Annotated in this window: 13 protein-coding genes; 6 read left to right on the top strand and 7 right to left on the bottom strand. The window is 70.6% G+C overall.

The features are described from left to right. Positions 1-6 precede the first annotated feature (6 nt). Positions 7-1,029: an NADP-dependent oxidoreductase gene (locus tag HW837_RS25650; protein ID WP_093789225.1), complete on the bottom strand. Its 1,023-nt coding sequence runs from the start codon at positions 1,027-1,029 to the stop codon at positions 7-9. Between the two features lie 130 nt (positions 1,030-1,159). On the opposite strand from HW837_RS25650, the gene HW837_RS25645 reads away from it, so the two are divergent. The 4 genes from HW837_RS25645 (at position 1,160) to HW837_RS25630 (ending at position 5,954) form a co-directional block, all read left to right on the top strand. Next, complete coding sequence (locus HW837_RS25645; protein WP_045557903.1) at positions 1,160-1,597, top strand: MarR family winged helix-turn-helix transcriptional regulator; 438 nt, start codon at positions 1,160-1,162, stop codon at positions 1,595-1,597. 123 nt (positions 1,598-1,720) lie between these two features. Further along, positions 1,721-2,971, top strand: coding sequence for a hypothetical protein (locus HW837_RS25640; RefSeq protein WP_237270357.1), 1,251 nt, complete (start codon positions 1,721-1,723; stop codon positions 2,969-2,971). Continuing rightward, entirely contained in the window at positions 2,964-3,272 is a 309-nt protein-coding gene (locus HW837_RS25635; RefSeq protein ID WP_045557901.1) for a hypothetical protein, read from the top strand. Before HW837_RS25640 ends, HW837_RS25635 begins: the two co-directional genes overlap by 8 nt. Before the next feature lie 312 nt (positions 3,273-3,584). Beyond that, positions 3,585-5,954: a zinc metalloprotease gene (locus HW837_RS25630; RefSeq protein WP_093789223.1), complete on the top strand. Its 2,370-nt coding sequence runs from the start codon at positions 3,585-3,587 to the stop codon at positions 5,952-5,954. Between the two features lie 64 nt (positions 5,955-6,018). Here the strand turns inward: HW837_RS25630 and HW837_RS25625 are convergent, their stop codons facing one another. The 6 genes from HW837_RS25625 to HW837_RS25600 all read right to left on the bottom strand — a co-directional run bounded on the left by HW837_RS25625 (position 6,019) and on the right by HW837_RS25600 (position 12,896). Further along, the gene (locus tag HW837_RS25625; RefSeq protein ID WP_193380032.1) at positions 6,019-6,744 is read right to left on the bottom strand and encodes an SCO2400 family protein; all 726 of its coding nucleotides are present in this window, start codon (positions 6,742-6,744) and stop codon (positions 6,019-6,021) included. 196 nt (positions 6,745-6,940) lie between these two features. After that, on the bottom strand, positions 6,941-7,972 hold the full coding sequence (gene yjfF, locus HW837_RS25620) for a galactofuranose ABC transporter, permease protein YjfF (RefSeq protein WP_045557899.1): 1,032 nt from the start codon (positions 7,970-7,972) through the stop codon (positions 6,941-6,943). Then, positions 7,969-9,069, bottom strand: coding sequence for an ABC transporter permease (locus HW837_RS25615; protein ID WP_045557898.1), 1,101 nt, complete (start codon positions 9,067-9,069; stop codon positions 7,969-7,971). The genes yjfF and HW837_RS25615 overlap by 4 nt, the downstream gene beginning before the upstream one ends. After that, positions 9,066-10,604: a sugar ABC transporter ATP-binding protein gene (locus HW837_RS25610; protein ID WP_045557897.1), complete on the bottom strand. Its 1,539-nt coding sequence runs from the start codon at positions 10,602-10,604 to the stop codon at positions 9,066-9,068. Before HW837_RS25610 ends, HW837_RS25615 begins: the two co-directional genes overlap by 4 nt. Positions 10,605-10,704: 100 nt before the next feature. Next, a complete protein-coding gene (locus HW837_RS25605; RefSeq protein ID WP_045557896.1) occupies positions 10,705-11,709 on the bottom strand; it encodes an ABC transporter substrate-binding protein in 1,005 nt (334 codons plus the stop codon). Between the two features lie 143 nt (positions 11,710-11,852). Further along, positions 11,853-12,896, bottom strand: coding sequence for a LacI family DNA-binding transcriptional regulator (locus tag HW837_RS25600; RefSeq protein ID WP_045557895.1), 1,044 nt, complete (start codon positions 12,894-12,896; stop codon positions 11,853-11,855). Between the two features lie 768 nt (positions 12,897-13,664). On the opposite strand from HW837_RS25600, the gene HW837_RS25595 reads away from it, so the two are divergent. Next, on the top strand, positions 13,665-14,822 hold the full coding sequence (locus tag HW837_RS25595; protein WP_045557894.1) for a mandelate racemase/muconate lactonizing enzyme family protein: 1,158 nt from the start codon (positions 13,665-13,667) through the stop codon (positions 14,820-14,822). Then, positions 14,819-15,841, top strand: a complete 1,023-nt coding sequence (locus HW837_RS25590) for a zinc-dependent alcohol dehydrogenase (protein ID WP_193380033.1) — start codon at positions 14,819-14,821, stop codon at positions 15,839-15,841. The genes HW837_RS25595 and HW837_RS25590 overlap by 4 nt, the downstream gene beginning before the upstream one ends. Positions 15,842-15,874 lie beyond the last annotated feature (33 nt).

Genomic DNA, 15,874 nt, shown 5'->3' with positions numbered 1-15,874 from the left:
TGGCGCTCAGAGCTTGACGATCATCTTGCCCGTGTTGTCGCCGCGCAGGACGCCGAGGAAGGCCTCCAGGTTGTTCTCGATGCCCTCGACGACGGTCTCGCGGTACTTGAGGGCGCCGGAGGCGACCCAGGGGCCGACCTCCTGGACGAACTGGGGCTGGAAGTCGTAGTGGTCGCCGACGAGGACGCCCTCGACGCGCAGGCGGTTCTGCAGGATCTTGACCATGTTGCGCGGGCCGGGGGTCGGCTCGGTCGAGTTGTACTGGGAGATCATGCCGCAGATCACGGCCCGGCCCCGCAGGTTGAGCGCGCCGATCGCGGCCTCCAGGTGCTCGCCGCCGACGTTGTCGAAGTAGACGTCGATGCCGTCGGGGGCCGCCTCCTTGAGCTGCTCCGCGACGGGGCCGTTCTTGTAGTTGAAGGCGGCGTCGAAGCCGTACTCCTCCACCAGCAGCTTGACCTTCTCGTCGGAGCCGGCGGAGCCGATGACCCGTGAGGCGCCCTTGAGCTTGGCGATCTGGCCGACCTGGCTGCCGACGGCACCGGCGGCGCCGGAGACGAACACGGCGTCGCCCTCCTTGAAGGCACCGACCCGCAGCAGGCCCGCGTAGGCGGTGAGACCGGTCATGCCGAGGACGCCGAGGTAGGTGGAGAGCGGCGCGGCGTCCGGGTCGACCTTGACGGCCTGCTTGGCGTCGAAGGTGGCGTACTCGCGCCAGCCGCCGAAGTGCAGCACGTGGTCGCCGACGGCGATGCCGTCCGCCGCCGAGGCGACGACCTCGCCGACGGCGCCGCCCTGCATGACCTTGCCCAGCTCGTAGGCGGCGACGTAGGACTTCGCGTCGCTCATGCGGCCACGCATGTACGGGTCCACGGAGAGGTACTTGTTCCGTACGAGGACCTCACCCGCGCCGGGCTGCCGGATCTCCGCCTCGACCAGGGCGAAGTCCTCGTCCTTGGGCCAGCCGACGGGACGGCTCAGCAGGTGCCATTCACGGCTGGTGGCGGGGAGGGCGGGGGTGTCGGACATGGGGGTGGGCCTTTCTGCGGTGCGTGGGGCACGCTGGTGGCGCGTACATACCGAGTGGTTACTTCAGTGTCTGAAACAACCATGCTCCTGAATATTTCATGTTGTCAAGTAAAGGGGTACCCTCGAATCCATGCCCACGCAGAAGACGACCCCCCGCATCGACCCGCTGACCATGGAGGTCGTCGAACTCATCGGCACGGTGGTGGCCCGCTACCACGAGGAGTACGAGGACGCCGCCGCCGAGCACAGCCTCACCGGCGCCCAGGCCCGTCTCCTCGGCCTCCTTTCCCTGGAACCGCTTCCCATGCGTCGCCTCGCCCAGAAACTCCGCTGCGAGCCGTCGAACGTGACCGGCATCGTGGACCGCCTGGAGGCCCGGGGCCTGGTGGAGCGCCGCCCCGACCCGAACGACCGCCGCGTGAAGCTGGCCGCCGCCACCGACGACGGCCGCCGGGTGGCCCGCAGCCTCCGGGACTCCCTGGACTTCGCCCGCGAGCCGCTGGCGGGCCTGAGCACCACCGAGCGGGAGTCCCTGCGGGAGCTGCTGCGGCGGATGCTGGAGGCGTAGGCGCGCGGGGGCGACGGGCCGGGCGCAGGCGGGGCAGGCGCCGGGCGCGGGGGCATCCGGTGTAGGTGCACCCGTCGGTCGTCCGGCCTACGCTGAGCAGGGGAGTCTTTGCTGGAGGTCTGGATGACCAACGGGAAGGCCTTCGACGGCGCCGCCGGGTCCGGCGGTGCCGACGGCCCGAAGAAGCCCCGCGCCACCGCCGTCGCTCTCGCGTGGATCGCCGCCCACGTCCTCGGACGCACACCGGCGCGGGACCGGGCATCGCGCCCCGCCGCCGACGAGCCGGCCCGGCCGGAGCACCCGGCCCAACTCCCCCGCCCCGCCGAGGAGATGTTCCGGGGTCACCGGACAGCCTGGCGCGAGCGTGCCGTCGCCCACATCCTCTATCTGGAGCAGCAGGCGGCCCGTGAGGGATGCCGGCCGGTCGAGGACCCGGTCGAGCGGTGTCAGCGGGAGAAGACGCTGGAGGGGATCGCCCGGCAACTGCGGGAGGCGCGCGAGGCCGTCTCCGCGCGGCGCCGTCTGTTCACCGGGGCCGCGGCCCTGGAGAGAACGTGGGCCAATGTGCGCGCGACCGACGTCATGCTGCTCAGGCTGTGCTCGGAGCAGGACCTGGTCGGCCGCAGCGCCGACGTGCTGAGCCACGTCGAGCAGCATCTCCGCCCGAACGACCCGCTGCGGGTGAAGGTTGCCGCGGCCGTGGGACGCGTGGAGGCGGAGGAGCGGCTGCCGGGGGACCGTGAACTCCTCGTCTCCGCGCTGAGCGCCTCCTACGAGGCGCTGGACGGCGAGTTCAGCAGGGTGCGCAGCCTCAGCATCATCCTGCGGATCGCGACCTTCTTCGTCCTGCTCGGCGCGGGCGGGCTCGCGGTCTGGGGATGGGCCTGCCCCGACTCCCTGAACATGTGTTTCCTGCCCGAGAAGAGCGAGTACGCCGCCTGCCCGTCGGGGGAGGTCGACCGCGACGACGAGGAACTGGCGCCCAGCGACTACGCCCGGCGGGTCGACGTCCTCGTCGTGGAGGCCGCGGGGCTCGCCGGCGCGGCGCTCACGGTCATCGCCTCCCTGCGCCGCATCCAGGGGACGAGTTCGCCGTACATGCTGCCCCTCGCGGCGGCCCTGTTGAAGTTCCCCACCGGGGCCCTGACCGCGTTCGTGGGAGTGCTGCTCATCCGGGGTGCGTTCATCCCCGGGCTGAGCTACCTGGACTCCAGTCCGCAGATCGTGGCGTGGGCCGTCATCTTCGGCGCCGCCCAGCATCTCGTGACCCGTTTCGTCGACGCGCGGGCGCGCGAGACGCTCTCGGACGTGGGACGGCCACCGACCGATCCGCCCGAACGACGGGTCCCCGACGGAGGGAAGAGCCTTGGCTGAGCCGGGTGAGCTGACCATCGCGCTGGAGGAGGGCTTCGAGGGCCAGCACGTCGTGGTCGTGGTGGACGGGGAGGTCGTTCTGGACGACCCAGGGGTCCGCACCCGGCTGCAGATCGGCCTCGCCCGCTCCGTCCCCGTCCGGCTGCCGGAGGGGGACCACGCGATCGGCGTGCGGGTCGACGGCGTCGAGCGGCTGAGCGTCCGGGTCGACACGGGTGCCGTCCGCTGGGTGGCGATCAGCCGCGCCGCCGACGGCGTCCTCGACGCCGTGACCGGCGGCGGTCTACGCGGCTACGCGTGAAGGCCGTTGAAGGCCGGCGGGAGGACGGTTGAACGCCGGTGGAGGACGGGTCAGGTTGCGGCTCTCCCCCGCCGGGCTTTGACTGGCCAGTGGGAACAGACCCGCCTGTCGGGTGAATAACTCCCCTTTCGTGCGCCGTCCGACGTCGCGTCCCCCGAACGACGCCCCCCGCGGCCGCCTCCGACGGCCGCGGCGCACAGGCCGACGTCGCCCAGGCCCACGTTTCTCCGGTCCGGAACGGTCCGGGCTCCCGGCCGTTCACCGTTCACCTTCGTCCGCGCGTGCTCGGCACGGGCGGAAGCGGGAGGCAGTATGACCACGCAGGAATCCAGCCAGCGCAGTGAGTTCGACCAGCTCGTCAGCGCGGTGATGGGCACGATCACCCGCCGTCTGGGCGGCGAGAGGCAGACCGGGCCCGAGGCGGCCGCGGAGGGCGAGGCCATCGCGGCGACCGGGCGCAGCGGCGTGTACCTGCGCCTCGATCTCCCCGTGCCGCCCGGGGACCTCGCGCAAGCCGCCGAGGCGCCCCCGGCCGCCGGCGCGAGGCCGGTCACGCCGGCGGCCTCCGGCTTCCCGTGGACGTCGGCCGCGTCGTCGGGCAACGGCGAACCGGCCACCGGGCAGCAGATCGTGTCCGGCCAGGCCCCGGCCGCCGAGATCGCGGCACCCGAGAGCGCCGTCGTGTCCTTCGAGGAACTGCGCGTCGACGTGGACGGCCCGGCTCCCACCATGACGGTCTCCGGCACGGTCTGGCGGCTCACCAGCGGCCGGCTCACCTGGCTCGCCAAGGTCCGCAAGGAGCCGAACGGCACGTACACCGGACCGATCAGGTACCGCGACGGCAACTCGGCCCTGCGGCCCGGCACGGCGATCCGCGTCCAGCTCACCGGCACGCCGCCCTTGCAGCCCATGGGCGCGCTGGTGACCTTCGTACGGCCGGACGCCCCCGACGAGGTGGTGCGGTACGCGCACGCCACGCCGCACTTCCGCGAGGTGGAGATCGAGTACGACAAGGTCTCCGACGCCGAACAGACCGTCGAGTACGCGCTGCACGACCACCCCGTGCGGCCGCCCGACCTCCCGAACACCACCCTCACCGTGGAGGACGCGTTCAGCCGCCAGGGCATCCGTGTCACGCGCACCCGGGGCAGCAACGAGATTCCGCTCTCCGAGTCGGTGAACGGCACCTGGTCCGACATCGAGATGCACGACGCCATGCAGCGGCACTGGTCCGCCTGGCAGCCCGGCCCCTCGGGACAGGGCGTCGCCCAGTGGCAGGTGTGGACCCTGTTCGCCGGCCGGCACGACGAAGGTCCCGGCCTGGGCGGCATCATGTTCGACGACATCGGCACCGCCCAGCGGCAGGGCTGCGCCGTGTTCTCGAAGTCGTTCATCTCCGAACGGCCGCCGAACGATCCCGACCCCGAGGCCTACGTGCGGCGGATGCGCTTCTGGACGGCGGTGCACGAGATCGGTCACTGCTTCAACCTCGCGCACTCGTGGCAGAAGTCGCTGGGCACGCCCTGGATCGCGCTGCGGAACGAGCCCCACGCCTTCAGCTACATGAACTACCCGGACCGCTTCGACGGCGGAGAACAGGCGTTCTTCTCGGGATTCCGGTACTTCTTCTCGGAGGACGAACTCCGCTTCCTGCGGCACGCCCCCGCGCGGTTCGTGCAGCAGGGCAACATCCCCTGGTTCGACCACCACGGCTTCGAACAGGCCCGACGCAGCGCCGCCACGGGGCCGTTGGGGCTCACCCTGCGCTTCAACCGCGGCACCGACCGGCAACAGGCCTACCGCTTCGGCATGCTGGAGCCGGTGATCGGGGAGCTGAAGCTGACCAACACCTCCGGCGTCCCCACGATGGTGAACCGCGCGTCGCTGCGCAGTGACGAACTCAGCCTGCTCGTCCAGCGGGACGGCGCGACGGAGGCCCGGGTGGTCCAGCCGTACCTGCGCTACTGCCTGCGCCCGGAACCCGTCCTGCTACAGCCCGGCGAGTCGCTGTACGAGCAGGTCGTCCTCTCCAGTGGTGTCGGTGGCTGGCAGATCTCCGAGCCCGGCGCCTACCGGGTGTACGCGGCGCTGCGGTCCGCCCGCGACGGGGCCTCGTCCGCCGATCCCTCCGGCGGCCAGGTGCTGGCGGACCCGGTCACCGTCCGGGTGGAGCGCCCGGCGAGCCGTGACCAGGAGCGCCTCGCGGACGACGTGTTCACCGACACGGTGGGACGCGTCCTCGCGCTGGGCGGCAGCCGGGTCCTGGACGACGCCAACGACGTGCTGCGCGAGGTCACCGAGCGGATCCCGGACACGGCGGTGGCCAGGCACTCGGCCGCGTGTCTCGCCACCGCGGCCACCGTCCCCGGCAAGGTCCTCGCGACCGGGAACGGCGCGGTGAGCGTGGAGGCCGCGACCACCGACGCCGAGGCGGGCGGACGGCTCGCCGAGCACGCCTACGGCGACCTCGGGGCCGCGGCGGACACCTTCGGTCACATCCGGCTGACGAACGACGTGACGCGGTACGCGGCCGGTCTGGACGAACTGGGCCGACGGGACTCGGCGACCCACCTGCTGGACGGTCTCGCCCACACCCTGGAGGACCGCCGGGTCAAGCCCGACGTGGTGCGCAAGGTGCAGTGGGAGAGGCAGCAGATCGCGGAGGGCCACGCCGACCGGTGACTCCGGACCCGCTTCCCCCGACGGCCCCTGACGATGCGTCAGGGGCCGTCGGGGGCCGACCACCCTAGGCGCACCACCACAGGAACTTCTCGCACGTCTCCGAGGGGGACGGCTCGGGGTCCGGGTCGTCGGGGGTGGGGTCGGAGGTGGGCCGCGCCGTCGGGTCGGGGCCGGAGGTGGCGGCCGGGGCGGAGGGGGACGCGTCGGGGCGGGGCCCCGTGGTCGCCGACTGGCCGTCGCGCTCCTTCTCCTGCTCCGCCTCGTCCTTGTCCTTGTCGTCCTTCTCCGACTCGGAGGCGGACGGGGAGGCCGACTTCGAGGGCGAGCCGGACGGGGAGGCGTCCGCGCCGGAGCCCTCGGAGGTGTCGTCCCGCTCCGCCGCGCCCCCGTCGGGGGAGGCCGAGGCACCGCCCGCGCGCCTGTCGTCGGCCGCGTTGGTGGCCGGACCCGAGCCGGGGGACTCCATGCCCAGCTCCGTCAGGCTCAGCGCGCCGACGGCCAGCAGCAGGCCGGAGCCGATCAGCAGGACGCGCTTGCGTCGCCGCCGGTGGGCGGCCGCCTTGCGGTCGCGGCGGTTGGAGCGGGTCCCCGCCGCGCGCTCACGGCCGGCCCGGCGGCGCGAGGCGCGGGGGCCGGGCTCGTCCGCCGGCTCGGGGGAGGTCTCCTCGGTCTCGTCGGCATGCGCGTCGGCGTCGTCCGCGTACGCGCGTAGCTCTTCGACGGGGGTGCCGCAGCCCGGGCAGGCGAGGGCGCCGTTGAGGTGCCGTCGGCACGGGTGGCAGTAGTCCATGACGCGGGAAGACTAGATTCCGCACCGGGAGCGTTCCTAGAGGCTCCTGTGAAGGTTGTGTGCGGAACTGGGCTTTCCGGTTTGCCCGGTGGAGGTCAAGCCCGACCATTCGCCGCGTTGTCGGCGAACGCCGCGCGGCCCGCCGCACGTTGTGTGCGACGGACCGCGGGAACCGACGTGCCGTGAACCCCTCGGCTCAGGTCTGCTTACGGGCCGTCATGGCCCGCTGGATCAGGATGAACGCGCAGAGCAGCACACCGGTGGCGATCTTCGTCCACCAGGAGCTGAGGGTGCCCTCGAACTGGATGATGCTCTTGATCAGGCCCAGCACCAGGACGCCGAAGAGGGTGCCGATGACATAGCCGGAGCCGCCCGTCAGCAGGGTGCCGCCGATGACCACCGCGGCGATGGCGTCGAGCTCCATGCCGACGGCGTGCAGCGGGTCGCCGGACTGGATGTACAGCATGAACAGCAGGCCGGCCAGCGCCGAGCAGAAGCCGCTCACCGTGTAGACGGCGATCTTGGTGCCGCCCAGCGGAAGTCCCATCAGCAGCGCCGACTGCTCGTTGCCGCCGATCGCGTACACACGGCGTCCGAAGCGCGTGTAGTGCAGTACGTAGAAGGCGAACGCGAGGACGGCCAGGGCCACCAGGGCGCCGATCGACAGGTCCCCCAGCCCGAGCGGCACCCGGGTCTGGGCGAGGCTGCTGACCGTGGAGTCGCTGATGGAGATGGACTCCTTGCTGATGACCAGGCACAGGCCCCGGAAGAGGAAGAGGCCTGCGAGGGTCACGATGAACGGCTGGATCTCGAAGTTGTGGATCACATAGCCCATCAGGAAGCCGCCGAACGCGCCCACGCCGAGGGCGAGGGGGACGACCACGATCAGGGGCAGACCCTGACGCTCCACCAGCCAGGCGGTGAACATCGTGGTGAAGCCGATCAGCGAGCCCACGGACAGGTCGATGCCGCCGGACATGATGACGAAGGTGGCGCCCACGGCGGCGACCAGGAGGTAGCCGTTGTCGATGAACAGGTTGAGGAACACCTGCGGTTCGGCGAAGCCGTAGTTCTGGTACCGGCCGAGGCCGGTGATGTACATCGCGAGGAACAGGGCGGCCGTGACCAGGACCGGCAGCCGCCGGTCACCGAGCAGGCGGGTGACCGCGGACACCTGGGACGCGGTACGGCCCTCCGGCGCCGTGGGGGTCTTGGTGGTCGCGCTCATCGCGACACCTCCATCTTCGGGGCGGCGTCGGCCGGGGTGGCGGGCTCCGCCGGGGCGGCGGGCTTGCCGCGGCCCTTGGCGCCGAAGACCTTGGCCCGGAACTTCGGGGACTGCAGCAGGCAGACGACGATGACGACGGCGGCCTTGAAGACCAGGTTGGTCTGGGTCGGCACGCCGATGGTGTAGATCGTGGTGGTCAGGGTCTGGATCACGAGGGCGCCGATCACCGTGCCGCCGATCGAGAACCGGCCGCCGAGCAGCGAGGTGCCGCCGATGACCACCGCGAGGATCGCGTCCAGCTCGATCCACAGGCCGGCGTTGTTGCCGTCCGCAGCCGAGGTGTTGGAGCTGATCATCAGGCCGGCGATGCCCGCGCACAGGGCGCAGAACATATAGACCATGATCTTGATGCGCCGGGACCGGATGCCCACCAGGCGGCTGGCCTCGGCGTTGCCGCCGACCGACTCGACGAGCAGTCCGAGCGCGGTCTTCCGGGTCAGCGCGACGGTGACGGCGACGACCGCGGCCACCACGAAGATGGAGAAGGGCAGCGTCAGCCAGTAGCCGCCGCCGATCAGCTTGTACGGCTCGCTGTTGATGGTGATGATCTGGCCGTCGGTGATCAGCTGGGCGACACCGCGTCCGGCGACCATGATGATCAGGGTCGCGATGATCGGCTGAATGCCCATGCGGGCGACCAGGAACCCGTTCCACAGACCGCACAGGACCGCGGCCACCAGCCCGATCCCCATGGCCAGGAAGACCCCGGCCAGGGCGTTCTGGTCGGCCTGGTCGCTGATGTACGAACAGGTCAGGGCGCCGGTGATGGCGACGACCGCGCCGACGGAGAGGTCGATGCCACCGGTGGCGATGACCAGGGTCATACCGACGGCGACCAGGATCAGCGGCGAGCCGAACAGCACGATCGAGACGAGGCTGCCGTAGAGGTGGCCGTCCGTCATCTTGATCGCGAAGAAGTCGGGCGTGAAGGGGACGTTGATGAGCAGCAGGGCCACCAGGACCGCGACCGGCCAGAACAGGTGGTGGTGCGTCAGCGCCCGCCAGCGGGAGGTGGTGGCTGCGGATGGGGTGCTCACTGGTGTTCTCCGCTCGCGATGGTCTCCAGGATCTTGCTGGTGGTGATCTCCGGCCCGTTGGTGAGCCGGGCAACCAGCTTGCGGTCGCGCAGGACCCCGATGGTGTGGCTGAGGCGGAGGACCTCCTCCAGCTCGGCCGCGATGTAGAGGACGGACATGCCGTCCTCGGAGAGGGAGACGACCAGTTTCTGGATCTCCGCCTTCGCGCCGATGTCGATGCCGCGCGTCGGCTCGTCCAGGATCAGCAGCTGCGGCTGGGTGATCAGCCAGCGGGCGAGCAGCACCTTCTGCTGGTTGCCGCCGCTGAGCTGGCCGACCCGGGCCTCCGGGTTGGCGGGGCGGATGTCCAGCGCCTTGATGTACTTGGCGACCAGTTCGTCGCGCTGGCTCGCCGGAATGGGCCGGGTCCAGCCGCGGGACGCCTGAAGGGCCAGGATGATGTTCTCCCGGACCGTCAGATCGGGGATCAGGCCCTCGGCCTTGCGGTTCTCCGAGCAGAACGCGACCCCGGCGCCGATGGCGTCGTTCGGGGCGCTCATCGAGACCTGCTTGCCGCCCACGGTGACCTTGCCGCTGTCGGGCTGGTCGGCGCCGAAGAGCAGCCGGGCGAGTTCGGTGCGGCCGGAGCCGAGCAGACCGGCGAGGCCGACGACCTCGCCCTTGTTGATCTCCAGGTCGAAGGGGGCGATGCCGCCGGTCCGGCCGAGGCCCTCGGCGGCGACCAGGGTCTCGCCGACGTCGGAGCGCAGCTGGTGCTCGTGGAGCTCCTCCAGCTGGTCCAGGGCCTTGCCGATCATCAGCTCGATCAGCCCGACCTGGTCGAGGTCACGGACCATGTGCTCGCCGACCAGGGTGCCGTTGCGCAGCACCGTCATCCGGTCGCAGATCTCGTAGATCTGGTCCAGGAAGTGCGAGACGAAGAGGATGGCGACGCCCTCGTCCCTGAGCCGCCGCATCAGGCGGAAGAGTTCGAGGACCTCGTCGCGGTCGAGGCTGGAGGTGGGCTCGTCCAGGACGAGCACCTTGGTGCCGGAGCCCTCGCCGTCACTGTCGCCGGTGCCCACCGACCGTACGATCGCGACCAGTTGCTGCACGGCCAGCGGGTACGCGGACAGGGGCGCGGTCACGTCGATGTCGAGGCCGAGGCGGTCGACCAGCTCCGCGGCCTCCTTGCGCATCCGCTTCCACTGGATGCGGCCCCCGCGCGTGGGTTCACGTCCGATGAAGATGTTCTCCGCCACCGAGAGGTTGGGGCAGAGGTTGACCTCCTGGTAGACCGTGCTGATGCCGGCCTGCTGCGCTTGCAGCGGGCTGCCGAACAGCACGGACTTCCCGTCGAGGGTGACGGTGCCGCCGTCCAGGGAGTAGACCCCCGTCAGCACCTTGATGAGGGTGGACTTCCCGGCTCCGTTCTCGCCCATCAGGGCGTGGATCTCACCGGGGAAGAGCCGGAAGTCGACGCCCGACAGAGCCCGTACCCCCGGAAACTCCTTGACTATGCCCGTCATCTCCAGGACGGGCCGCGGCTCTGCCATGAGCAGCGCTCCTCTTGACATGGGTTCAGGCCCGCGGGGAGCCTCCCGGACCGGGGTGTGCCCGGTCGCCCGGAGGCTCCCTGCCGGTGGGGCGGGTGGGTCAGTACTTACGGGTGGGGAGCGCGTCCTTGGCCTGGTCCTGCATGAAGTCGCTCTCCTCGGTCTTGATCCAGCGCTCGACCTTCTCGCCGTTCTTGACCTTCTGCACGACGTCCATCAGCTGGGGGCCGAGCAGCGGGTTGCACTCGACGATCGCGTTGATCTTGCCTTCGGACATCGCGATGAAGCCGTCCTTCACGCCGTCGACCGTGACGATGAGGATGTCCTTGCCGGGCTTCTTGCCGGCCGCCTCGATGGCCTGGATGGCGCCGAGGCCCATGTCGTCGTTGTGCGCGTAGAGGACGTTGATGTCCGGGTTGGACTGCAGGAAGGCCGCCATGACCTGCTTGCCGCCGGCGCGGGTGAAGTCACCGGTCTGGCTGACGACGATCTCCCAGTCGTCCTTGTGCTCGGCGTCCATGACCTCCTTGAAGCCCTTGGCGCGCTCGATCGCGGGGGCGGCACCGGTGGTGCCCTCCAGCTGGGCGATCTTCACCTTGCCCTTGTGGCCGGCCTTCTCCAGGACCTTCTCCAGGATCTTGGCGGCGCGGCGGCCCTCGTCGGTGAAGTCGGAGCCGACCAGGGTGACGAACAGCGACTCGTCGCTCTCGACGGAGCGGTCGGTCAGGACGACGGGGATCTTCGCGGCCTGGGCCTCCTTGAGGATGGCGTCCCAGCCGGTGACGACGACCGGCGAGAAGGCGATGACGTCCACCTTCTGCGCGATGTAGCTGCGGATCGCGGAGATCTGGTTCTCCTGCTTCTGCTGCGCGTCGGAGAACTTGAGGTTGTAGCCCGCCTCCTTCGCCGCGGACTTCACGGAGTCGGTGTTGGCGCTGCGCCAGCCGGACTCGGAGCCGACCTGGGAGAAGCCGAGGGTGATCTTCTTGCTGCCGCCGGAACCGGAGTCGCCGCCGGAGCCCTCGTCCTCCTTGGCACAGGCCGCCAGGGTGCCCGCCGCCGCCACGCCGATCGCCGCGGTCAGGAAGTTCCGTCTGTTGAGCATGTTTCTTCTCCTTTGAAGAGCCGGTCCGGGGACGGACCGTTGGTACTCATGGGGACCGGCCGCACTGCGTCCAACCTGTCGATCATTGTTCGAAATGTCGGCCACACTGATGAATGAAGGTCGTTCGGTTGTTCGGAGCCGCGTCAGCCCGGAGCGGCCCCCGACAGGGGCCCGTACGGGAAGGTGCTGGCGCGGACGACGAGGTGGGGTTCGATGGCGACCTGGGAGACGGAGGGGGCCCGGCCCTCGATGAGGTCCAGCAGCAGAGCGATGCTCCGCTGTCCCACCGTGGCGAAGTCCTGTCGGACGGTGGTCAGGGGTGGGGCGAAGAACTCCGACTCCGGGATGTCGTCGAAGCCGACCACCGCCACGTCCTGTGGGGTCCGCACGCCCGCCTCGCGCAGGGCCCGCAACACCCCCAGTGCCATCTGGTCGTTGGCGACGAAGACGGCGGTCAGGCCGCGGCCCACCCAGCCGGCCAGTTCCTGGCCCGCACGGTAGCCCGAAAGCGGACTCCAGTCACCCCTCAGCGGCTGCGGCGGTTCGACGCCGGCCTCCTCCAGGGTGGCCCGCCAGCCGGTGGTCCGGTCGACGGCCTCCTGCCAGTACTCGGGTCCGGCGAGGTGCCAGACCTTCCGGTGGCCGGCGGCGAGCAGATGGCCGGTGGCCAGCCGCGCGCCGAGGTGCTGATCCACGTTGACGCTCGGGATCTCCGCGCCGGAGCCGGTGCCCACGGCCACCACCGGGACGGGGTGCCGCAGTTCGGCGAGGGCGGCCACCGCCGACCGCTGCGGGGCGAGGGCGATCACCCCCTCCACCCCACCCTCGATGAGACGGTCCAGGGCCTCGGACAGTGACTGGACGGTCGGTTCGCGCAGACTGACCGTCGAGACGAGGTAGCCCTCGGCCCGCGCCGCCTCCTCCAGCGCGAACAACGTGCTGGCCGGGCCGTAGAGCGTGGTGTTGGAGGCGACCACGCCCAGGGTCTGGGTGCGCCTGGTCGCCAGGGCCCGTGCGGAGAAGTTGCGGCGGTAGCCCATCTCCTCGATCGCGCGGAGCACCTTGGCCCGGGTCTCGTCCCGCACGTTGGGGTGGTCCCCCAGCACGCGGGAGACGGTCTGGTGGGACACCCCGGCCTGGCGGGCGACGTCGGCCATGGTGGGCGGCCGCAGTTGTGCGTGTGTCACGGCCGTACCTCCTTGGCGGTCGTCTGCCGATAAGACCTGGGTCGCGGAGGCGCTGTCCCGCGCCGCCGGTTTCATACCGTAAGTCCGGAACGCCCCAAGGCATCCACGGGGAAGGCGAGTTGACGCAGAGCCGACACGACGCTCGTACCTCCTTGGTTGCCGTCGGGCGATGAGTGGTGCGTTGCGGAGGTCATTGTGAGCGCTAACAATTCCCGGCGGTCAAGAGGGTTGCAGCAGGGAGGGCGGTCACGTTTGCGTAACGCGACGGGCCGCGCGGGTCACCACGGCGGCGATCGGGGGCGCCCACCTGCGAAGCAACAGGCTTTTGGCCCGATCGCGATGACGCGGGTCGCCCCGCGGCCGCTTTCCGGAACACCGTCCAGCGCGATCGGCCTGGTAGAGCCCGCATTCCGACAGCCCGACCGGTCGCCGGCGACCGAAACCCCGGACCCCCAGCACGTCCGGAAATCGCCGCACCGCCCCCAACTCGCCACGGACGCAACGGACATCACGGCCCCCGACATGGGCTTCTTGGACGTCCACACCCCGCCAAGGACACCGCTCACATCCGGATGCCGCGCGCCGGGTTCACCCGGCCCCGGATCACCCCGTACCGTTCCCGGGGCGCGGACAGAGCGGGTCGCCCCGAACCGTTGTGTGTTCACCCCATTGACACTCCGACCGGGTCGTCCTTACTGTCACGACCAGAATTTCGAACGAGCGACGAAATTTCGAACAAACTACGGACTACAGAGGGCAGGGAGTACCGTGCGCATCACGGGAATCAGCACGCACGTGGTCGGGACGCCGTGGCGAAACCTGACCTACGTCCTCGTGCACACCGACGAGGGTCTCACCGGAGTCGGCGAGACCCGCATGCTGGGCCACACCGACGCGCTGCTCGGCTATCTGCACGAGGCGAAGACCAACCACATTCTCGGCTCCGACCCGTTCGCTGTCGAGGATCTGGTCAAGCGCATGAAGTACGGCGACTACGGGCGCGCCGGCGAGATCGTGATGTCCGGCATCGCCGTCATCGAGATGGCCTGCTGGGACATCAAGGGCAAGGCCCTCGGCGTACCCGTCTGGCAGCTGCTGGGCGGCAAGGTCACCGACAAGGTCAAGGCGTACGCCAACGGCTGGTACACCACCGAGCGCACGCCCGAGGCGTACCACAAGGCGGCGCGGGGCGTGATGGAGCGCGGCTACAAGGCGCTCAAGATCGACCCCTTCGGGACCGGCCACTTCGAGCTGGACCACGAGCAGAGCCTGTACGCCGTCTCGCTGATCGAGGCCGTGCGCGACGCCATCGGGCCGGACGCCGAGCTGATGCTGGAGATGCACGGCCGGTTCTCGCCCTCGACCGCCGTGCGGCTCGCCAAGGACCTCGCGCCCTTCAAGCCCGCGTGGCTGGAGGAGCCGGTGCCGCCGGAGAACCTGAAGGCGCTGGAGAAGGTCGCCGCCAAGGTCGACATGCCGGTGGCCACGGGTGAGCGGATCCACGACCGGATCGAGTTCCGCGAGCTCTTCGAGAGCCAGGCCGTGGACATCATCCAGCCGGACGTCGGCCACATCGGCGGCATCTGGGAGACCCGCAAGCTGGCGGCCACCGCGGAGACGCACTACATGCTGGTCGCGCCGCACAACGTGGGTGGCCCGGTGCTGACGGCTGCCTCCCTCCAGGTCGGCTTCACCGCCCCGAACTTCAAGATCCTCGAGCACTTCAACGACTTCGCCGACGCGGACATCAAGAAGGTCGTCTCGGGTGCCCCGGAGGTCGTGGACGGCTACTTCCATCTCTCCGACAAGCCCGGCCTCGGGGTCGAGCTGGACGTGGAGGCGGCGGCGGAGTTCCCGCAGCAGCAGGCGCGCTTCGACCTGTGGGCCGAGGGCTGGGAGCAGCGCAAGCCCAAGGGTGCCAAGTGACCGCCTCCCCCGACGCGGCCAGCGCCGTCGTCATCGAGGCACCGGGCGAGCACCGGCTCGTCCCGCACGAGGCCCGGCCGCCGGAGGCCAGCGAGGCCCTGGTCCGGGTGCACGCCTCGGGGATCTGCGGCAGCGACCGCGAGGTCTTCCAGGGGAACCGGCCGGAGGGGTACGTCCGCTACCCGCTCACCCCGGGCCACGAGTGGTCCGGGACGGTCGTCGAGGTCGGCGCCGGCGTTCCTTCAACTCTTGTAGGGCGCAAGGTAGTTGGCGAAGGCTTCCGGAACTGCCAGGTGTGCGACCGCTGCCACGCGGGCGAGACCACCCTGTGCTCCGCGGGGTACGAGGAGACCGGGTTCACCCAGCCCGGCGCGATGGCCACGACCCTTACCCTGCCCGCCCGTCTGCTGCACGTCCTGCCGGACGACGCGGATCTGACAGCGGCGGCGCTGCTGGAGCCGGCCGCGTGCATCGCGGCCGCCGCGCTGAAGGCGAACGCCGTTCCGGGTGAGCGGGTCGCCGTGGTGGGGACCGGGACGCTCGGGATGTTCGCCGTTCAGTTCTTGAAGGCGGCGTCTCCCGCCGAGCTGCTCGTCGTGGGCACCCGTCCGGACCGCGCGGAGCTGTCGAAGCGCTTCGGCGCGACCGACTTCCGGACCAAGGACCAGGAGCTTCCGGGCGACTTCGACGTGGTCATCGAGACCGCCGGGTCCGCGGACGCGGCGCGCACGGCCGCCGCGCTGCTGCGGCGCGGCGGGCGGCTGGTCCTGACGGGCATCCCGGCGCCGGGCGCGGACGGGCTCGACCCGACCGATCTCGTCGTACGACAGCTGGAGGTGCACACGGTGTTCGGCGCGGCGCCGGACGCGTGGGCGCACACGGTGCGGGTCTTCGGAGCCGGACTGCTGGACCCTCTGCCGCTCGTCACGCACGAGCTGCCGCTGGCGGAGTTCCCGCAGGCCATCGAGCTGGTGGGGTCCGGCGACCCGACGGTCGGCAAGGTCCTGCTGCGGCCATGACACACCCCTGAGCCGTACGCCGGTACGGGGTAC

This window comes from Streptomyces caniscabiei (genome assembly GCF_014930365.1).
Taxonomy (GTDB): Bacteria; Actinomycetota; Actinomycetes; order Streptomycetales; family Streptomycetaceae; genus Streptomyces; species Streptomyces caniscabiei.
Note: the sequence above shows the minus strand (reverse complement) of the source record. Positions and strands in the feature narration are given on the sequence as shown.